At 52.2% G+C, this 15,505-nt stretch carries 15 protein-coding genes; all 15 read right to left on the bottom strand.

Annotation, left to right across the window (positions count from 1 at the left end):
• Positions 1-25: 25 nt before the first annotated feature.
• The 15 genes from rpe to GO013_RS00470 all read right to left on the bottom strand — a co-directional run bounded on the left by rpe (position 26) and on the right by GO013_RS00470 (position 15,459).
• Positions 26-676, bottom strand: a complete 651-nt coding sequence (gene rpe, locus GO013_RS00540) for a ribulose-phosphate 3-epimerase (RefSeq protein ID WP_163808090.1) — start codon at positions 674-676, stop codon at positions 26-28.
• A 161-nt stretch (positions 677-837) separates the two neighbouring features.
• Entirely contained in the window at positions 838-1,164 is a 327-nt protein-coding gene (locus tag GO013_RS00535; protein ID WP_163808089.1) for a hypothetical protein, read from the bottom strand.
• Between the two features lie 12 nt (positions 1,165-1,176).
• Positions 1,177-1,626, bottom strand: a complete 450-nt coding sequence (locus tag GO013_RS00530) for an AsnC family transcriptional regulator (RefSeq protein WP_163808088.1) — start codon at positions 1,624-1,626, stop codon at positions 1,177-1,179.
• Between the two features lie 188 nt (positions 1,627-1,814).
• Positions 1,815-2,993 (bottom strand): heme b synthase, encoded by a 1,179-nt coding sequence (gene ahbD / locus GO013_RS00525; RefSeq protein WP_163808087.1) that lies wholly within the window; start codon positions 2,991-2,993, stop codon positions 1,815-1,817.
• Position 2,994: 1 nt separating this feature from the next.
• Entirely contained in the window at positions 2,995-3,975 is a 981-nt protein-coding gene (gene hemB, locus GO013_RS00520) for a porphobilinogen synthase (RefSeq protein WP_163808086.1), read from the bottom strand.
• A 185-nt stretch (positions 3,976-4,160) separates the two neighbouring features.
• The gene (gene ahbC / locus GO013_RS00515) at positions 4,161-5,354 is read right to left on the bottom strand and encodes a 12,18-didecarboxysiroheme deacetylase (protein ID WP_163808085.1); all 1,194 of its coding nucleotides are present in this window, start codon (positions 5,352-5,354) and stop codon (positions 4,161-4,163) included.
• A 143-nt stretch (positions 5,355-5,497) separates the two neighbouring features.
• Positions 5,498-6,631, bottom strand: coding sequence for an OmpA family protein (locus tag GO013_RS00510; RefSeq protein WP_163808084.1), 1,134 nt, complete (start codon positions 6,629-6,631; stop codon positions 5,498-5,500).
• A gap of 102 nt (positions 6,632-6,733) precedes the next feature.
• The gene (locus GO013_RS00505; protein ID WP_163808083.1) at positions 6,734-7,069 is read right to left on the bottom strand and encodes a hypothetical protein; all 336 of its coding nucleotides are present in this window, start codon (positions 7,067-7,069) and stop codon (positions 6,734-6,736) included.
• Between the two features lie 8 nt (positions 7,070-7,077).
• A complete protein-coding gene (locus GO013_RS00500; protein WP_163808228.1) occupies positions 7,078-8,277 on the bottom strand; it encodes a zinc-ribbon domain-containing protein in 1,200 nt (399 codons plus the stop codon).
• A gap of 90 nt (positions 8,278-8,367) precedes the next feature.
• Complete coding sequence (locus GO013_RS00495) at positions 8,368-9,573, bottom strand: glycosyl transferase family 2 (RefSeq protein WP_163808082.1); 1,206 nt, start codon at positions 9,571-9,573, stop codon at positions 8,368-8,370.
• Positions 9,570-10,643 (bottom strand): glycosyltransferase family 4 protein, encoded by a 1,074-nt coding sequence (locus GO013_RS00490; protein ID WP_163808081.1) that lies wholly within the window; start codon positions 10,641-10,643, stop codon positions 9,570-9,572. Before GO013_RS00490 ends, GO013_RS00495 begins: the two co-directional genes overlap by 4 nt.
• 155 nt (positions 10,644-10,798) lie before the next feature.
• Positions 10,799-11,398 carry a flagellar export chaperone FliS gene (gene fliS, locus GO013_RS00485; protein WP_163808080.1) on the bottom strand — a complete coding sequence of 200 codons (600 nt, stop codon included), beginning with the start codon at positions 11,396-11,398 and terminating at the stop codon, positions 10,799-10,801.
• Positions 11,399-11,410: 12 nt separating this feature from the next.
• Positions 11,411-13,156 carry a flagellar filament capping protein FliD gene (gene fliD / locus GO013_RS00480; RefSeq protein WP_163808079.1) on the bottom strand — a complete coding sequence of 582 codons (1,746 nt, stop codon included), beginning with the start codon at positions 13,154-13,156 and terminating at the stop codon, positions 11,411-11,413.
• A 160-nt stretch (positions 13,157-13,316) separates the two neighbouring features.
• On the bottom strand, positions 13,317-14,189 hold the full coding sequence (locus tag GO013_RS00475; RefSeq protein WP_163808078.1) for a flagellin: 873 nt from the start codon (positions 14,187-14,189) through the stop codon (positions 13,317-13,319).
• Between the two features lie 490 nt (positions 14,190-14,679).
• The gene (locus tag GO013_RS00470) at positions 14,680-15,459 is read right to left on the bottom strand and encodes a hypothetical protein (protein ID WP_163808077.1); all 780 of its coding nucleotides are present in this window, start codon (positions 15,457-15,459) and stop codon (positions 14,680-14,682) included.
• Positions 15,460-15,505: the final 46 nt, after the last annotated feature.

Below are 15,505 nucleotides of genomic sequence, written 5' to 3'. Positions count from 1 at the left end.
GAAGTGTTTTTGATAAACGACCGAGTTATTCGCAGATGTCCTGAAATGCCTGATATCGCGTGTCATACGGGGGATACCCGAAGAAAGCTGATCCGGAAACCAGCACGTCCACACCGGCCTGAGTCAATTCCCGGGCATTGTCCAGTGTCACGCCGCCGTCAATTTGAATGAGGGTTTCAGCTCGGGCTTCATCAATCATGCCGCGCAGTTCTCGAACTTTGTCCAGGCAGAATGGAATAAATTTCTGTCCGCCGAATCCCGGGTTCACGGACATGATGAGTACCATGGACAGTTGCGGGATGAGATATTTGATCGTTTCGAGCGGGGTGTGCGGGTTTAGGGCGACCGCTGGTTTGGCCCCGGTCTCGGCGATCTGTGCGCAGACCCGTTCGAGATGGTCACAGGCTTCGGCATGGACACAGATCAAATCGGCTCCGGCGTCGGCAAAGTCCTGAATATACCGTCCCGGGTCGCTGATCATGAGATGGCAGTCGAAAAAGAGATCCGATTTTTTACGCATGGCCTTGATGATTGGCGGGCCAAAGGTGATGTTGGGCACGAAATTGCCATCCATCACATCGAGATGAACCCATTTCAATCCGGCCTTTTTCAGGGCTGTCAATTCGGATTCCATATTGGCGAAATCCGAGGAAAGCATCGAGGGTGATAATATCATACAGTCAACTCCGCTTGGTCAATTTTGTTATGGGAGGTGTACCCGCTCCTGTGGCGGATCGCAAGTTTTTCGAGTGAAGCAGGGTGGAAGAGTGGCAAATCGACCTTTTGGAAAGGAAAAGCGGAGAATTTGCAATCAAGAAGCGGATGTTGGAGATTCTTTTAGTGCGGCGTGTTGATGAATTTATCAGTTGAATATCCCAGAAATCCACCGAGAATAAGAGCGAAAACAATATCTTGCAGAAAAATGATCGGTATGCCGGAGTGCATGAGGACGGCCAGAGGCAGTGCCGTCAGGCCGCCGAAGAGCATTCCGGCTGCCCAATGATTCAGAGGAAATCGGGCGTAGGAAAGGAGAACGGCAAGCCCGAGCCAATGTAGAATGATGGCCACGATCGGTTCCCATTCGGTATTGAGAAGTGCCATGGGAATGGCGTTCAGAATGCCGGCAGCCAAGCCGAGCAGCAGGCTTTTGACGATCTTGTGCACGTCGGACTCCAGCTATTTGTCCATCTTGAAATCGACCTTGATCTTGAACAGTTTGTCGGCTGGCAGATTCAAGACCTTGATTCCAGTGGCTACGGTGATGGATGCGAGGATGGCCTCCACGGTGCTCATGTCCGGGGCGATCAAGGCAAACCAGACATTGAATTCGTTTTCACGCAAATAGTTATGTGTCACGCCATCGTGCTTGTTGACCTCGGCTACGAACTCGTCAAGTTTGTCTTCCGGGCAGGATGCCGCGCAGAGGGTGGATTGCCATCCCAACGTGTGCGAACTGAAATTGGCTCCCATGCGCCGGATAACGCCGGATTTTTTCAAGTCGCGCACGCGGTTCAACACCTCGGATTCCGTGAGACCGACCTGTTCGCCAACATCTTTATATGGGCGGGAAGTCAGAGGAAAGTGGGATTGGATGATGTCGAGTATTTTCTTGTCGTAATTGTCCATACGGTATCTCCGGGCACCCCTGTGGATGTATAATCCGCGTGCAGGGGCTCCAAATTGTGTCAGTTTTTACGACCATGACGGACGCGTTGTCTCAAAAAAACGTGTGTGGCAGTGGGGCTCATAGACGAACCCGAAGGAAGGGGAAACCTTCATGATTGGTTGTCCCTTCCTTCAGATATCGAAATCAACTATTTTTTTGGTTTTTTCTTTGGCTGATAGGAGCAGAGCGGCTCTTCTTTGAGATAGTGACCGTTCATGGTCTGTGCGCGTGCTCGGCATCCGCCACAAACTCGTTCATATTCGCAATAGCCACATTTCCCATCATAGACTTCCGGATTGCGAAGATTGAGGAATTGTTCGGATTTTTTCCAAATGTCCGGGAAAGGTGTTTCACGGACCTGACCACAATCAAGATCAAGATAGCCGCAGGGCTGCACTTGACCACGATGGGAAATGAAACAGAACCCCACGCCACCGAGACAGCCACGCGAAACCGCGTCCAGCCCGAAGTTCTCGAAGTTGACCGGAATCCCATCTTCTTTGGCGCGTTGGCGCAGAATGCGGTGGTAATGCGGGGCGCATGTCGCCTTGAGCTGCATGTCGGTTGTCTTGCGGAAATCGTAGAACCAGTTGAGCACTTCTTCGTACTCTTCGGCCGTGATGATTTCTGTGCCCAGCTCCACGGCCCGGCCTGTCGGCACGAGCAGGAAGATGTGCCATGCCGATGCACCAATTTCTTCGCACAGGTCAAAGATGTCCTTGAACAAGTGGAGATTGTTTTTGGTGACGGTGGTGTTGATCTGGAATTCGATGCCCACATCCTTCAAATATTGGATGCCACGCATGGACGCCTTGAATGCACCGACTTCGCCGCGGAATTCGTCGTGTTGGGCTGCTCCTGGTGCGTCGATGGAGATGGAGCACCGTTCAACGCCGGCATCTTTCATCTGTTGGGCGGTTTCCGGGGTGATGAGGGTGCCGTTTGGCGCCATGACACACCGTAATCCCTTGGTCTTTGCGTAGGCGACGAGTTCATAGACGTCGTGCCGCATCATTGGCTCGCCGCCGGTAAAGATGATGATCGGATTGCCCACATCCGGGAATGTATCGATAAGCGCTTTGGCTTCGTCGGTGGACAGTTCGCCCTCATACGGTTCCGGGTGTGCCTCTGCCCGGCAATGCTTGCAGGCGAGGTTGCAGGAACGGGTCACTTCCCAGGCAATAAGCCGGCAAATGGGGGTGACGCCATCGTCGAGGAAACGTTTGGGTGCATTTTCAGCACCGGGATGACTCTTGCCGTGAGGATGTCCGCCGGGATGTCCTTCTGGAGGGCAGCCGCCGGGATGGCCTTGATGATGTTCACTCATGTTATTTCAGTGCCTTTAAGACGTCTTCCGTGAAGTATGTAAGAATGAGATCTGCCCCGGCGCGCTTGAAGGCGACCAGGGATTCCATGACCACGCCCATTTCATCAATCCAGCCATTCTGGGCTGCGGCCTTGATCATCGAATATTCACCGCTGACTTGATAGGTGGCCACCGGAGTGTCAAACGCGTCTCTGACCTGACGGACCAGATCAAGGTACGGCAAGCCCGGTTTGACCATGAGAATGTCCGCTCCTTCCTCAAAATCGGCAGCGGCTTCCCGCAACCCTTCCCGGGAATTGGGCGGGTCCATCTGATAGGTTTTGCGGTCTCCGAATTGCGGAGCGGATTCGGCTGCTTCGCGGAACGGACCGTAAAAGGCGGACGCGTATTTGATCGCATAGGACATGATCGGCGTATTGGTGAATCCTGCGTCATCCAACGCGGCCCGAATGGCGGCAACACGACCGTCCATCATATCAGATGGAGCGACCATGTCGGCACCGGCCTTGGCCTGGGCAACGGCGGCTTTTGCCAGAAGATTCAGCGTGGGATCGTTTTGGACGTACTCGTTTTTCACCATGCCGCAATGACCGTGGGAAGTGTATTCGCACAGGCAGGTATCGGCGATGACCATGAGATCAGGGAAGCTGTCCTTGAGCAGACGGATGGCCTTTTGGACAATGCCCTTGTCGTCATAGGCCCCGGAACCGAGTTCGTCTTTTTCAGCCGGGATACCGAACAGGATGCAGGCTCTCAGCCCGTTGTCCACAGCGTCTCCGACCTGTTTTTTCAATTGTTTCAGGGATAATTGATATTGGCCGGGCATGGATGAGATTTCCTTTTTGAAGGAATCGTCGTCCGTTTCGACCACAAAGTATGGCATGATGAGATCATTGGCTGTCACCGTGTTTTCACGAACCATCTCACGCATGGTGAGACTGCTGCGAAGGCGACGGCCACGATAGAAATCAGAGGGAATCATATGCACTCCAGATCAAGAAATTTCGTGAGAATATTTCTATACTCGTTTTCGTCGGTTCCGCCAACACGTGCAAGATTTTGCTCGCGCATAACCCCGACGCCGAAGGCGGAGCACTGAAAAATGGAAAATGGATCCGGGGAACCCTTGTGAAAAGGGTTCCCCGGCCATGAAAGGCATTTTTCGTCTTACAATTTTTCGCCGGTAATCTCGTCGTCTGTGAGATAGCAAGCGGGGTCCTGTGCCCAGAAGTCGTCGTAGTAGGACTCTGCGCGGGAGCGGAAGTTGCCACCACAGATGTTGAGGAAGCGACACTTGGCGCATCGTCCACCAACATGGGGGCGTTTGTCCTTGAGCTTTTGGAGCAGTTCGATCTTGGGATCGGTCCAGATCTCGGAGAAAGGACGTTCCAGGATGTTGCCGAAGGTGTGGTGACGCATGAACTGGTCAGCGTGAACCTTGCCGTCCCAGGAGATACAGCCGATGCCTCGTCCCGAGGAGTTGCCTTCGTTCATTTTGAGCAATTCAAGGACTTCCTTGGCGCGTTCCGGGTCTTCTCTGAGCATACGGAAATAGACATATGGGCCGTCGGCGTGGTTGTCCACGGTCAGCACTTCCTTGGGCTTGCCTTTGTCGAACAAGGCCCGGGTGCGATCCATTATCAAATCGACGACATCACGTGTTTCCTGATGATTCAAATCTTCCTTGATCAGTTCAGAACCACGGCCGGAGTAGACCAGGTGGTAAAAACAGATGCGGGGGATTTCCAGATCTTCAATCAGATTGAAGAGGTGGGGAATCTCGGCGGCATTGCGTTTGTTGATGGTGAAACGCAGACCGACCTTGAGACCTTCAGCCTGACAGTTTTCCACGCCTCTGAGGGCCAGCTTGTACGCACCGGAGACGCCACGGAATTTGTCGTGGACTGCTTCGTTGCCGTCAAGGGAGATGCCCACATACGACAGGCCGACTTCCTTGAGTTCACGGGCTTTGGACTTGGTAATCAAGGTGCCGTTGGTGGAAATGACCGCACGCATTCCTTTCGAAGTGGTGTATTTTGCCAGGTCGACAAGGTCTTCCCGGACCAGCGGTTCGCCACCGGAAAACAGCATGACAGGGGCACCAAATTGGGCCAGATCGTCAATCATTTCCTTGGCTTTTTCATTCGAAATAGGGTCCTTGTGTGCGTTGACATCAACAGCCTGCGCATAGCAGTGGACACACTTAAGGTTACACCGTTGGGTCATGTTCCAGACAACAACGGGTTTCTTATCTTTGGAAAATTGGAGAAGATGGGAGGGCAACTGCCCTGATTCACGGCCATAACGCAGGGCGTCGGAAGGTTCTACTGCTCCGCAGTAGAGCTTGGATATTCCAATCATTTAATTAAACCTCTCAGCTGAAATGAAGGTCTCAGGTACATATAATTTTCGCAGTGGAAAGAGCGCAAAAAAGGGCCAGGAAAGGCCCCTCTTCACGCGTTTCCGAATGAAAAATTAAGAATTATTGCCCAAAAGTCAAGAAGTCATTGTCCAGCCTGGTCGGCCAGACGGATTTCTACACGCCGGTTCTGCCGTTGTTCTTCGGGGGTTTTCCCCTGATTGAGCGGTCTGGATTGACCATACCCAATGGTTTCAATGAGTGCCGGATTTACTCTGCCCTTGGTGACGAGGTAGGTCTTGACCGCCTCTGCTCGTTTTTTTGACAAGGTCTGGTTGTACGCAGCGTTTCCGCTGGCATCAGAATGGCCACCGACAATGAGGTGTCTGCCACGAAGTTCCGGGGATGTGAGCGTCTCGCTCAAGGCGTCCAGGAGCGGATAGGATTTTTGCTGGATGGAAATTTTGTCAAAGTCGAACTGGATATTCAGATCGACTCCCGGCACATGGGGACGGACCACGGTGGCCGGCGTGACATCCGGTGGCAGAGCAACGCCATGTCCCGGGTCGAGAGCGTCCTGATTCTTGGACATGTGAGCTTGTTCCATAAGGGCTGGTTTGACCTGTGTCGGAGTCTCCACATACGGATACTGCGTGTCCGGTGACGGCAGCCATGCCTTGAGCGGGATTGTCATATCTTTGGCAATCGCTCGGATAATCATATTGAAGGGGGCTTCGCTCATCCTGAATTCATGTTTGAAATAGAAATAGTCGTCCGCCGGACGCTCTTCAAGACGACCGGATTGCATCATGGTCCAGAGCAGGACGCCACTGCCTGCCGCGTAGATATCGAGCTGGATGGTTATTGCGGTATCATCCACTGTATGGCCGGCATAGAAATATGGAACCTTGCCGAGGACAAGCAGGTCGGCTCCTCGTCTCCGAGCGGTTTCCAGCGCCGAGGTCATCCCTTGATACCGAGTGCCCGGTTGCATTTCCATGATGGGAAACAGCCGCTCTTCGGCCCAGGCTGAATAGAATATCTGGGCAAAGGAATGAGCCAGGCTGGCATGGTCGCTGGTTTGTTGCTGAATGATAAACGGATAAAAATAGGCGGTGAGAGGGCGATGCTGTGTGCCCTTGGGATGGACCGAGACCTGTAATGGCGATTTCCTGACGGAAGGGTCAGTGTATATCTTCGTTTGGTCAGTCAGGGACAGGTCCACGTTTGCACACGCGGAGACTGTGAGTAACAGTGCGAAAAGTAGTACTTTTTTCATGGTATTCACCGGCTTATGGTTACAACCGTCCAGTATTGTGCGTCAAGAAAACGGCGGGGACGGATGAGACTGGCTTTATTATAGCAATATATGTGCCGGAGATTATTGGACGGTTTGAGTCGGGGTGGGGGCTGACTCAATGGATTCTAACAATTGATCGCGTGATTCCTTGAGTCCCTGGCGGAGTAACAGCCGTTTCCCGGTGGAGAGCCGTTTGAATTCAGGCCGGTCAGCCAATTTGGAAAGGCGGTCCATCTCAATGATGACATTGCGGATCAATTTTTGGATGTCCCGTTCTTTGGGATTGAGTTGCGAGGCCAGCACCGCCAGATCCCGTATGTCAAGAGCCATCTCCTTGAGATGACGAGGGTCTATCTGGCGGGCCAGTTCGCGATGCGCCTTGAAGCTTTCAATCTTGTTTTTAAACCAACCGATCATGCCTTCTCCTACATCGTGGGCATTTGCCCTTGCATTCCAACCAGGGCGAGAATCAAACCGATCAACAGGGGCATGAGCATGACAGGAATAATGATGAAGTATGATATCTTGTGAATGTATTTGAGACCGATGGCGGTCAGGACCAATCCCCAGATGGCATTGACCACCATCCACACGCTGACAATTTGCAAGGTCAACAGGGGAATTATGCCGGTAATCATTGGAGCATAGGCGTAAGCAACCGCTCTGAATGAGCCTTCGAAACCTTTGGACCCGGCTTTGAATACCTTGAGGATGAGGTGATAGAATCCGGTGATGAAATAGATCGACATGGCTGCAAAAGCTGGGGTGACCAGCAGTTCGAACAGTCCATTGGTCGCGTTGTATGCAACGACTTCCAACCCATTTGACGTGATGTCGATGCTGGGAGTCAGGCCGGCAACGCCCCAGGCGAATTGTGCCAGCGCCTGGATCATGGCGACCAGAATGGCAAAGGTCAGGGGTTTGGAGAGTCCCCCGCCCACCGGCATGACCGAGAAAAACAGGCGCGGTGAAAACAGGGCGAGTTTGATGGTCATGAAGAGTCCGCCGAAGAAACCATACCGGTCCAGTTGTTCGAAAGGCGGTGGGACTTCCATGACATTTTCCGTGTCTGTGGAATTTCCCGAACCCGTTTGCATGGGGTCTGGGAAGTCCGCATTGAATTCGCCGGTCCAGCCTTCAACCGGCTGCTGTTCCTCGGGCGTGTGTGATCGGTCTGAAGACGATGTATTGTCACTATTTCGCAGCGAACCAAAGGTGTCTGTTTCGGTTTTACGCGGATGGTCGACGTCTTTTTTTTCGTGGTCCTGATGGGACACTCTGGGGGGCTGTCCATCGGGAGTCTGTCCCTGATGTTGGGACACGGGCGGGGCCATGGAGTCCAATCTATTCCAGAGGTCTTCAGTTGGTGGTTCCCCAGATGTGGGCCGGGGTGAAATTGGGTGCTCGCCCGTGCCTGTTGGAAGTGTTTCGGAGTGGTCCGGGGCCGCATGGTGTGATTCCTGAACAGAGGGGGCCGGGTCTTCCAGAATGAATTCCTGATCAGGAAGCTCGCGGAATTTAAATTTTGTATGACATTTTGGACAGGTAGCAACCTGCGAATGGGGAGGTATCTTGCTTTCGTCCACTTCGCGGGCGAAATTGCATTTGGGGCATAGTATCTGCATTGTCGTTCCTTGAATGACTTGAATAGTGACGTTGAGAGGTCCTAGCCATTTTGTACGCAACAATCAAGTCGTCTGCAAATCCGTGCAGGATTATGCAGGATTTTTTTCGAGTAAAAGCATTTGTAACGCTCCCATGAGGAGTGATGCTTCGGCAAAAAGACTTCGTTCAATACTCGGATATTCTTCATTTAACAGGTGTTTGACCGTGTTGCCGCCGGCTGCGTCGAAACGTTTCAATTTGGCGGCCAGCATGTCCGGTGATTTGAGGAGGTTGCTGGAATGCAGAATTGGCGCGTCCAAAGCAAGGGCCGTGCGTCCCTGAATTCCGGTCAGTCGTTCATGAATTGGGCGTTCGAAACGGATGCCGTCCATGTTTTTGAACAAACGTAATTGGAGGTCGGGCCATAGGCCGTAGCCCACCTTGGTGTGGTGTTCGTTTGGATACAGGGTCATCCGTGGAAAATAGCAGGCTTCCAGGCGTTTGACGAGCATACAGGCCGGAAAGAGGTCCCAGACGTCTTCACTGAACCGTTCGTCACCATCCAGATACAGCACCCAGTCGCCTTCGCAGTGGTCGAGCATTCGGTTGCGTTGTGCGGCAAAATCATCCAGTGGATGGGCGAAATGGCGGATCGGAACCGCGCAGGAAATGGGGATTTCCGGGATGGTTTCACTATCCCAGACCACGACCACTTCTTTGACCCAATCCGGGAATTGGTTGAAATAGATATCCAGATTGGGTTCATCCGGGCTGAGAATGGCACCGACTGACAGATCAGGCGCAGCCACGCCCACATGGCTCAGATAGGAGCTGTTGATGGCCTGATGTGGTTTGGTTTGTGAAAAAAGTCGTTGCAGGGACTGGTACTGGTGTTTGTTTTTTTCATCCAATGCGGGATTCAGGGCAAGGGTGGCCGATGCCGGGGTGACATTGGCAAGAGCCAGAAGATATAAGTGTGCCCATGGCGACGTATCGCAGATCAGTTGGGCCTGTGCGTCAGGGGATATCCATTCGGGGTTGGATTGCAGGAAATCACGCGCTTTTTGTGTATTGGTTTCACAGACAAAGAGATGTGCTGTTTCGGGAAGTGCGTCACGGAGGGCAAGTGCGTGCGCTCCGTCTTCCAGCCCGAAAAGCACCATGGTTTTGGCGTGGCTTTTTTGAAATATTTTCAGCATTCGTTCTGTGAAGGCCGGAATATCCTGTGTCGTGGCAGCACAGGGCGCTTGATCTTTCCCCTCTGTGAAAGTGAAGGCCAGCACAGCGTCGGTATAGTGGGATATCAGTGTACTCATGAAAGCAGTCCTTTGCGAAGAAGCAGATCCTGATAGATGGTTTCGAGTTGACGAGTCACGGTTTGCGCACGGTAGAGTCGGGTGGCTTTTTCCTGTCCGGCCACTCCCATGCGGCGGGCTGTTTCCGGGTGGGCCAAGAGAAAGATGACGGCATTGGCGTATTCTTCGGCATTTCGGGCCACCAGTCCAGTCTTCATGTGCTCCACCAATTCCAGTTGTGCGTTGTCTTTCAATCCTTCGCAGGGGTGGGTGATGACCGGAAGACCACACGCCATGGCTTCGGCGATGACCAATCCAAAGGATTCACCTGTGTCGTTGGCATGGGCCAGGAGTGAGACGGTGTCAAGAAAATTGGATATTTGCACATCGGTTTGGACCGGATCATGAAAGACGACATGGTTCGAGAGGCCGTGGTCGGCGACAAAGGCTCGGGCTTCGGGGATGGCCCCGATGATATGGTAGGTGAAATCCGGGATATCGCGAACCACCATGGGAAGAAATTCCAGAGCCAGATGTGACCATTTTCCGGGATCGGCCCGAGAGATGCGTCCGGCTGTCGGGGTGGAAAAATCCCTGTCCTTGCGTGCGACTGTCGTGAAGAAATCCGTATCGACCGGGTTGTAAAGAAAGGAATAGCGAGACGTATTCGTCGGGATGCCAGTGGTTGCGGCATATCGGTCTAGACAGAATCGAGAGACAAACAAGGTGCGGTCGATGATGGCGGCGGATGGACTGGGGTCGTGCCGGCCAAAGACGTTGGTTTCGACCACGATGGGCGTTCGTGCGCGTTTCATGGGGATAAGCAGTTCGGGTTCCGGCCAGCCCGCTCGATGAACATGGACGATATGGGGTCTGAATCGGTCGAGGACCGTGAGCAGATCCGGGTTGATATAGGTCGGAATACCGAGTGCTCGAATTTGTTGGCCCCGTTCGCCATCGCGAGGACTGAAGACGGCCACCTCGAATTGGGTGGGGTCCAGATTGGCGACAAAAAGTTGCATGACTTTTTCCGTGCCGCCAAGGGTCAGCGATTTGGTGACGTGCAGGACGCGAACAGGAGAATCAACCATGGGCGAAAGGTGACATACGGTCGGTCTCTTGTAAACATGTCCGATGCGTCTCGGAAAGAAAAAAGGGGGTTGGCCTGAAAATGCCTCGGAAGCAGATGGCTTCCGAGGCGATATGTGTGTCTGACGAGAAAACGGGGTGTGTCAGTGCGACTTTTTTATCGATTAGAATTGCTGTAGGCATTGGCCGCACGAAACTTGGCGGCAGCAGCGGCAGAGCGCATTTTGAGTGGTTGTTGTGGCGCCGTGGGAGGCTGTGGTGACGTAAGGGGCTTTTTCGCGAGAGGGGCGGCCTGTTGCGTGGTGCTGGTCGATGCAGTTGGCGTGGTCGCTTCCTTTTGAGATTGAACCGAAGCGTCAGCCGTGCCTTGTGGCGAGGTACTTTTCCCTTCGTGTCCCGGAATGATCTGAGCATACGCTGAACGGAGTCCGTCCAGAATATTGATGACGTCATCAATGCGTTTGTTGTCCAGACGAATATTTGCCTGGAGCAGTTGCGAGGTACAAAATTGGTACAGCGAAGCGAGGCGTGGCGTGATGTCGCCGCCTTTTTCCTTGTTCAGGCTTTCGGATAATTCATGGATGATCGCCATGGCCTTGGAAATGTAAATGCCTTTCTTGGCATAATCTTTTTTGTCGATCTCCACCTTGGCACGTTTCAGAAATTTGATCGCTGCCTCATAGAGCATGAGGAGTAATTCTCCCTGTGTCGTTGTTTCGATCTGTGTTGCGAGGTATGCCTTCGCTGGGTTGGCCATGTATATATCCTCCTACTTGCCAAGCTGTCCGATTGCCGAATCGAGTTGTCCCTGTTTGAGACTGTATTGCCCTAACAGTGCATCCAGACGGGCAAATTTCAGACGCATGGTTGATTCCATCTTGCTGATACGAGCGTTTTCATAGGCGATCTTGTCATCAATTGAACTCATGATGTCGTTGTAATTGTTTTGCAAGACCGAGAGGGGACCGCCCTCAAATGTAAATTTGTTGTATGGTTTGGTCAGTTCTTTCAATTCATCGATAAGTTCGCCTGCTTTGCCTTGCTGGATGGCGATCTTGCCCGAATGAGTGCCTGCCGCCGTGTTGTCGAGCCGAATGGCCATACCAACCGCATCGCCTTTCATGCCGGTAATTTCCCAGCCATTGATCGAGGCTGGTTCGCCATTGATCGTGGCACTGGTGATTTGGCTTCCGTCGCTGACGACTTCAATGTCATAAAAACCGGGCTTGGTCGAACCGTCCAGTAGTGATTTGAATGAAATGTCCGGCGATAGGCTTTTTCCTCGGCATTCTGACGAGATGAGCGAGGCGACCGCGTCCGGGTTTTCATCCAATGCCTTGGAAAGGTCTTCGTAATCAATTTTTAAAAGACCATATGTCGGCGAGCCTTGTTCCGCATCGGTCATGATGCCCAATTGAGACAGGGCGGAATAGGCGTCACCCGTCAGGGTGTCTTTATCCCAGGCAGAAAATCCAATGCCCATGTCGGCAGTGATATTCTTGAGATTTTGTGAAATAATGTCAATACCATAGTTGCCAGTCAGGATGGAACCTTTGGTTTCTGTGGGGTCAACCAGTGACTCGCCGCCTGTACTGGTTGTCCCTTTTGTCTCATCGACCTTGGTAATGGCGAGAATCTGTGCGCGGACCGTGTTGACGGCTTCGACAAATGCGGTGACCGTGTCCTGCATCGCCTGCTTGTCTGTGGTGACGCTGATGCCGATAGTACTTCCCGGAGCGGCATCTTTCAGGTCGAGTGTCAGTCCTTCAATGGCGTCGTCGATGGTATTGGTGGACCGTTCAAGCCAGCCCGTACCGGGGGCGGGAAATCCGTTGATTCGGATTTGTGCGTTTTGTGCGTCCTGTGTCTGGATGAAGTCTCCTGAGCCGAACGCGAGTGTTCCCGCATTGGAGATGACTATTTGATTGTCTGCTCCCTGATCGATGCCGGTAAGCTGTAGGTGATAGGTCGATCCGTCGTAGATGGTGGACGCACGGATGTTGTTTCGCGAATCTGGATGATTGTTAATGATATTCACAAAATTTTCGAGCGTTGTCCCGGCAGCAATATTATCGATAGTGAAGCTTTCTCCTCCATAGGAGTAGGTGAAAGAGGTGTCGGTGGAGGTCATGACCGAATTCAGGGCACTGGCCCCTGAGGTGGTAATGAGGACGTCGTTGGTGGCCAATTGACCAACTTCAACGGTGTGAGAGGCTGCCTGAGCGTCGGCATTTGCCGTGGCGACAAGGACACTTGAGTTGGTGCTTGTTACGGCTTTGGACATGAATTCGTTGACGCTATCGAATCCTTCCAGGGTCGTTTTCAAGGTGAGCATCTGGGTATTCAAATTCTGGAATTGTCCATTTTTGATTTCCCATGACGCCCTCCAGTTTTCCAGTCTGGTGACACGCTTTTCTTCAACTTCGACGAGACTGTCGATGAGTTTGTTGAAGTCTGTCCCGTTTCCAAGACCGGCAAAATTGATTGCGCCTGATGAGTATGTGCTTTCTACCATAGTGTGTTCCTTGATCGGAATATTTTTCCCATTCCATTAGGTCATCACTGCACTTGCAATCCTAGTGCCACAGTCAACGGCGTTTTCAGTTTGAAAAAAAGGCCGAACTCCGGAAAAGAGTTCGGCCCAGATGCTCGCTGTAAAGCGGTGTGCTTTACGATTAACCGATGAGAGACAAAGCCATTCTCGGCATGGAGTTGGCCTGAGACAGCATGGAAACAGCTGCCTGTGTCTTGATCTGGTTACGGACGAATTCCGTCATCTCAGTTGCGACGTCAACGTCAGAGATACGGGATTCGGCAGCCTGAACGTTTTCAGCCTGGATTCCGAGAACCGTGACCGTGTTTTCGAGTCTGTTTTGCAGGGAACCGAGGTTGGCGCGAATCTTATCTTTGGAGATAATTGCCTTATTCAGGGTTTCCAGAGAATTCTGTGCCAGGGCCTGTGTTGAAATGGAGTTACCAGCTTCGCTTCCGACACCAAGGGCGTCTGCGCTTGAATCGGCAATGTCAACGTAGTAGTAATCTTCCTTGCTGTCGTTACCGGTACCGAAGTGGACCTTCACCATACCAGTCGCTTCAATGCCGCTTCCGTCATGCGCACCAGCCAAGGCACCATTGAGCAGGTGAATGCCGTTGAAGTCGGTGGAGTCGGCGATACGAGTGATTTCCGAAGCCATGGCCTGATATTCTGAGTCAATGATCAGACGCTGGTCGGAGTTGTAGGTACCCGTTGATGCCTGCATGGCCAATTCCTTCATGCGGATCAGCTTTTCATCAATAACGCCGAGAGCACCATCAGCGGTTTGGATGAGGGAGACGGCATCGTTGGCATTCCGGATACCCTGGTTCAGGGACTGGACATCAGAGCGCATCAATTCGCGAACAGCCAAGCCGGCGGCGTCATCAGAAGCCGTGCCAACACGGAGTCCTGAAGACAGACGACGGGTGGACGTTTCCAGAGAACCATACGACTGACCCAAGTTACGGGATGCATTCATTGCCATCATGTTGTGGTTAATTACGAGAGACATAATTTCCTCCTTGAAATTGTTGCGGCTTCCTTGCCTAGGTTGCAATCTGAAATCTGTTTTTCAGATAAACCTTTCGTTTGTTGCCCTCTTTATCGTCGGGGTGCGGGAAAACTTTAGGGCGTATGCGCGTTTTTCGGCATCAAACTTTGAGAATGTTTGGAAAAGGTTTTTCCACGCATGCAAATGGTCCTTGCCGGCGTTGGATCTGACCGGCGGAGCGGGGCATTGGAAGGGAGGAATGAGTTTAGGTGGGGCTACTCAGGAAATTGGAAACACTGGGCTCGACGTGGGCATTTACCTGGTGGATTCTGGTGGGGTGTGCCACGTCCAATGCGGTGGGCAAGTCTATGGATCAAAGCAGGGGCTGCGGGCAAGGCTTCAATACATTATATAAGATGGTGATATTTCTTTGGGGTGGAAAATGGCAAGAAGCTGATGTGTCTCAAAGGCACGCCCCGAAAGAAAATGACTTTCGAGGCGTGCTGTTGTGTTATTCGTCAGAACCGAAGAGCCCCTTGAGAACGCCTCCGGCAGAGCCTGCACCATTGGTGACGCCGTCTACCGCTTTGCCCAATTCCTTCTGAAGCTGTTTGCCGACCTGGGAAATCGTACCGGTGATGTCGCCAGTCATTTCGCTCAGGACAAGGGCGAACGCTTCGGCAGGAGTGGTTTCTTTGTCTTTGCCGATGTCCTTGAGATGGATGTCGGGAAGATCAATGCCCATTGATTGTTCACCAAAGGCATTCAACATGGAGCCACCAAGGTTGATGTGTCCGTTTTTGACAATGAAATTGTTGATCTGAATCGTTTTTTCAGAGCCGGTTTCCGATGGTGTTGTTTCGGCGTGCTGGTCCTGCTTTTCTTCGCTGGCCACGGTCTTTTTTATGTTGTTGACAATGGTTTTGAAGTTGTCGGTATTGCCCTTCTTTTCATAGCTGATAATGGGGCCGTCAACGAATATTTCTTCAATGATGATTCGATCGGTTGTCAGAGAATCCTTGACGATTGAGACCCGAATCGTGTCGCATTCAATGGCGCTGGGCATGGAAAATCCTTGGGGGTTGCCGAGCAGGAAGTCGGATAAGGCCCCTGAACCTGAAAGAATGGAGATGTCGGCCGAGCCGAGTTTGACTTCGGTTTTCGTGATGGGAGGGCCATATTTTTCGACGGCCACTTTGATGATGTCACCAAGGTTGAGAACAACCAGAATGACGACGGCAATAATGGCCGCGAGAAGCGTACCGATGCCAATGAGCATGTATTTTTTCATATTTTCTCCTTTTTTGAGGTGAAATCCATTTGAAAACAGTAGGGTA

It is taken from the genome of Pseudodesulfovibrio sp. JC047, assembly GCF_010468615.1.
In the GTDB taxonomy this organism is placed as follows: Bacteria; Desulfobacterota; Desulfovibrionia; order Desulfovibrionales; family Desulfovibrionaceae; genus Pseudodesulfovibrio.
This window is presented reverse-complemented; position numbering and strand designations above follow the sequence as displayed.

Excerpts from the sequence above, each read along its gene's own strand:
- GO013_RS00490 (WP_163808081.1), bottom strand. The coding sequence starts at position 10,643 with ATGGTTGATTCTCCTGTTCGCGTCCTGCACGTCACCAAATCGCTGACC.
- GO013_RS00475 (WP_163808078.1), bottom strand. The coding sequence starts at position 14,189 with ATGTCTCTCGTAATTAACCACAACATGATGGCAATGAATGCATCCCGT.
- rpe (WP_163808090.1), bottom strand. The coding sequence starts at position 676 with ATGATATTATCACCCTCGATGCTTTCCTCGGATTTCGCCAATATGGAA.
- GO013_RS00470 (WP_163808077.1), bottom strand. The coding sequence starts at position 15,459 with ATGAAAAAATACATGCTCATTGGCATCGGTACGCTTCTCGCGGCCATT.
- hemB (WP_163808086.1), bottom strand. The coding sequence starts at position 3,975 with ATGATTCCCTCTGATTTCTATCGTGGCCGTCGCCTTCGCAGCAGTCTC.
- GO013_RS00495 (WP_163808082.1), bottom strand. The coding sequence starts at position 9,573 with ATGAGTACACTGATATCCCACTATACCGACGCTGTGCTGGCCTTCACT.
- GO013_RS00505 (WP_163808083.1), bottom strand. The coding sequence starts at position 7,069 with ATGATCGGTTGGTTTAAAAACAAGATTGAAAGCTTCAAGGCGCATCGC.
- ahbC (WP_163808085.1), bottom strand. The coding sequence starts at position 5,354 with ATGATTGGAATATCCAAGCTCTACTGCGGAGCAGTAGAACCTTCCGAC.
- GO013_RS00500 (WP_163808228.1), bottom strand. The coding sequence starts at position 8,277 with ATGCAGATACTATGCCCCAAATGCAATTTCGCCCGCGAAGTGGACGAA.
- fliS (WP_163808080.1), bottom strand. The coding sequence starts at position 11,398 with ATGGCCAACCCAGCGAAGGCATACCTCGCAACACAGATCGAAACAACG.
- ahbD (WP_163808087.1), bottom strand. The coding sequence starts at position 2,993 with ATGAGTGAACATCATCAAGGCCATCCCGGCGGCTGCCCTCCAGAAGGA.
- GO013_RS00510 (WP_163808084.1), bottom strand. The coding sequence starts at position 6,631 with ATGAAAAAAGTACTACTTTTCGCACTGTTACTCACAGTCTCCGCGTGT.
- GO013_RS00530 (WP_163808088.1), bottom strand. The coding sequence starts at position 1,626 with ATGGACAATTACGACAAGAAAATACTCGACATCATCCAATCCCACTTT.
- fliD (WP_163808079.1), bottom strand. The coding sequence starts at position 13,156 with ATGGTAGAAAGCACATACTCATCAGGCGCAATCAATTTTGCCGGTCTT.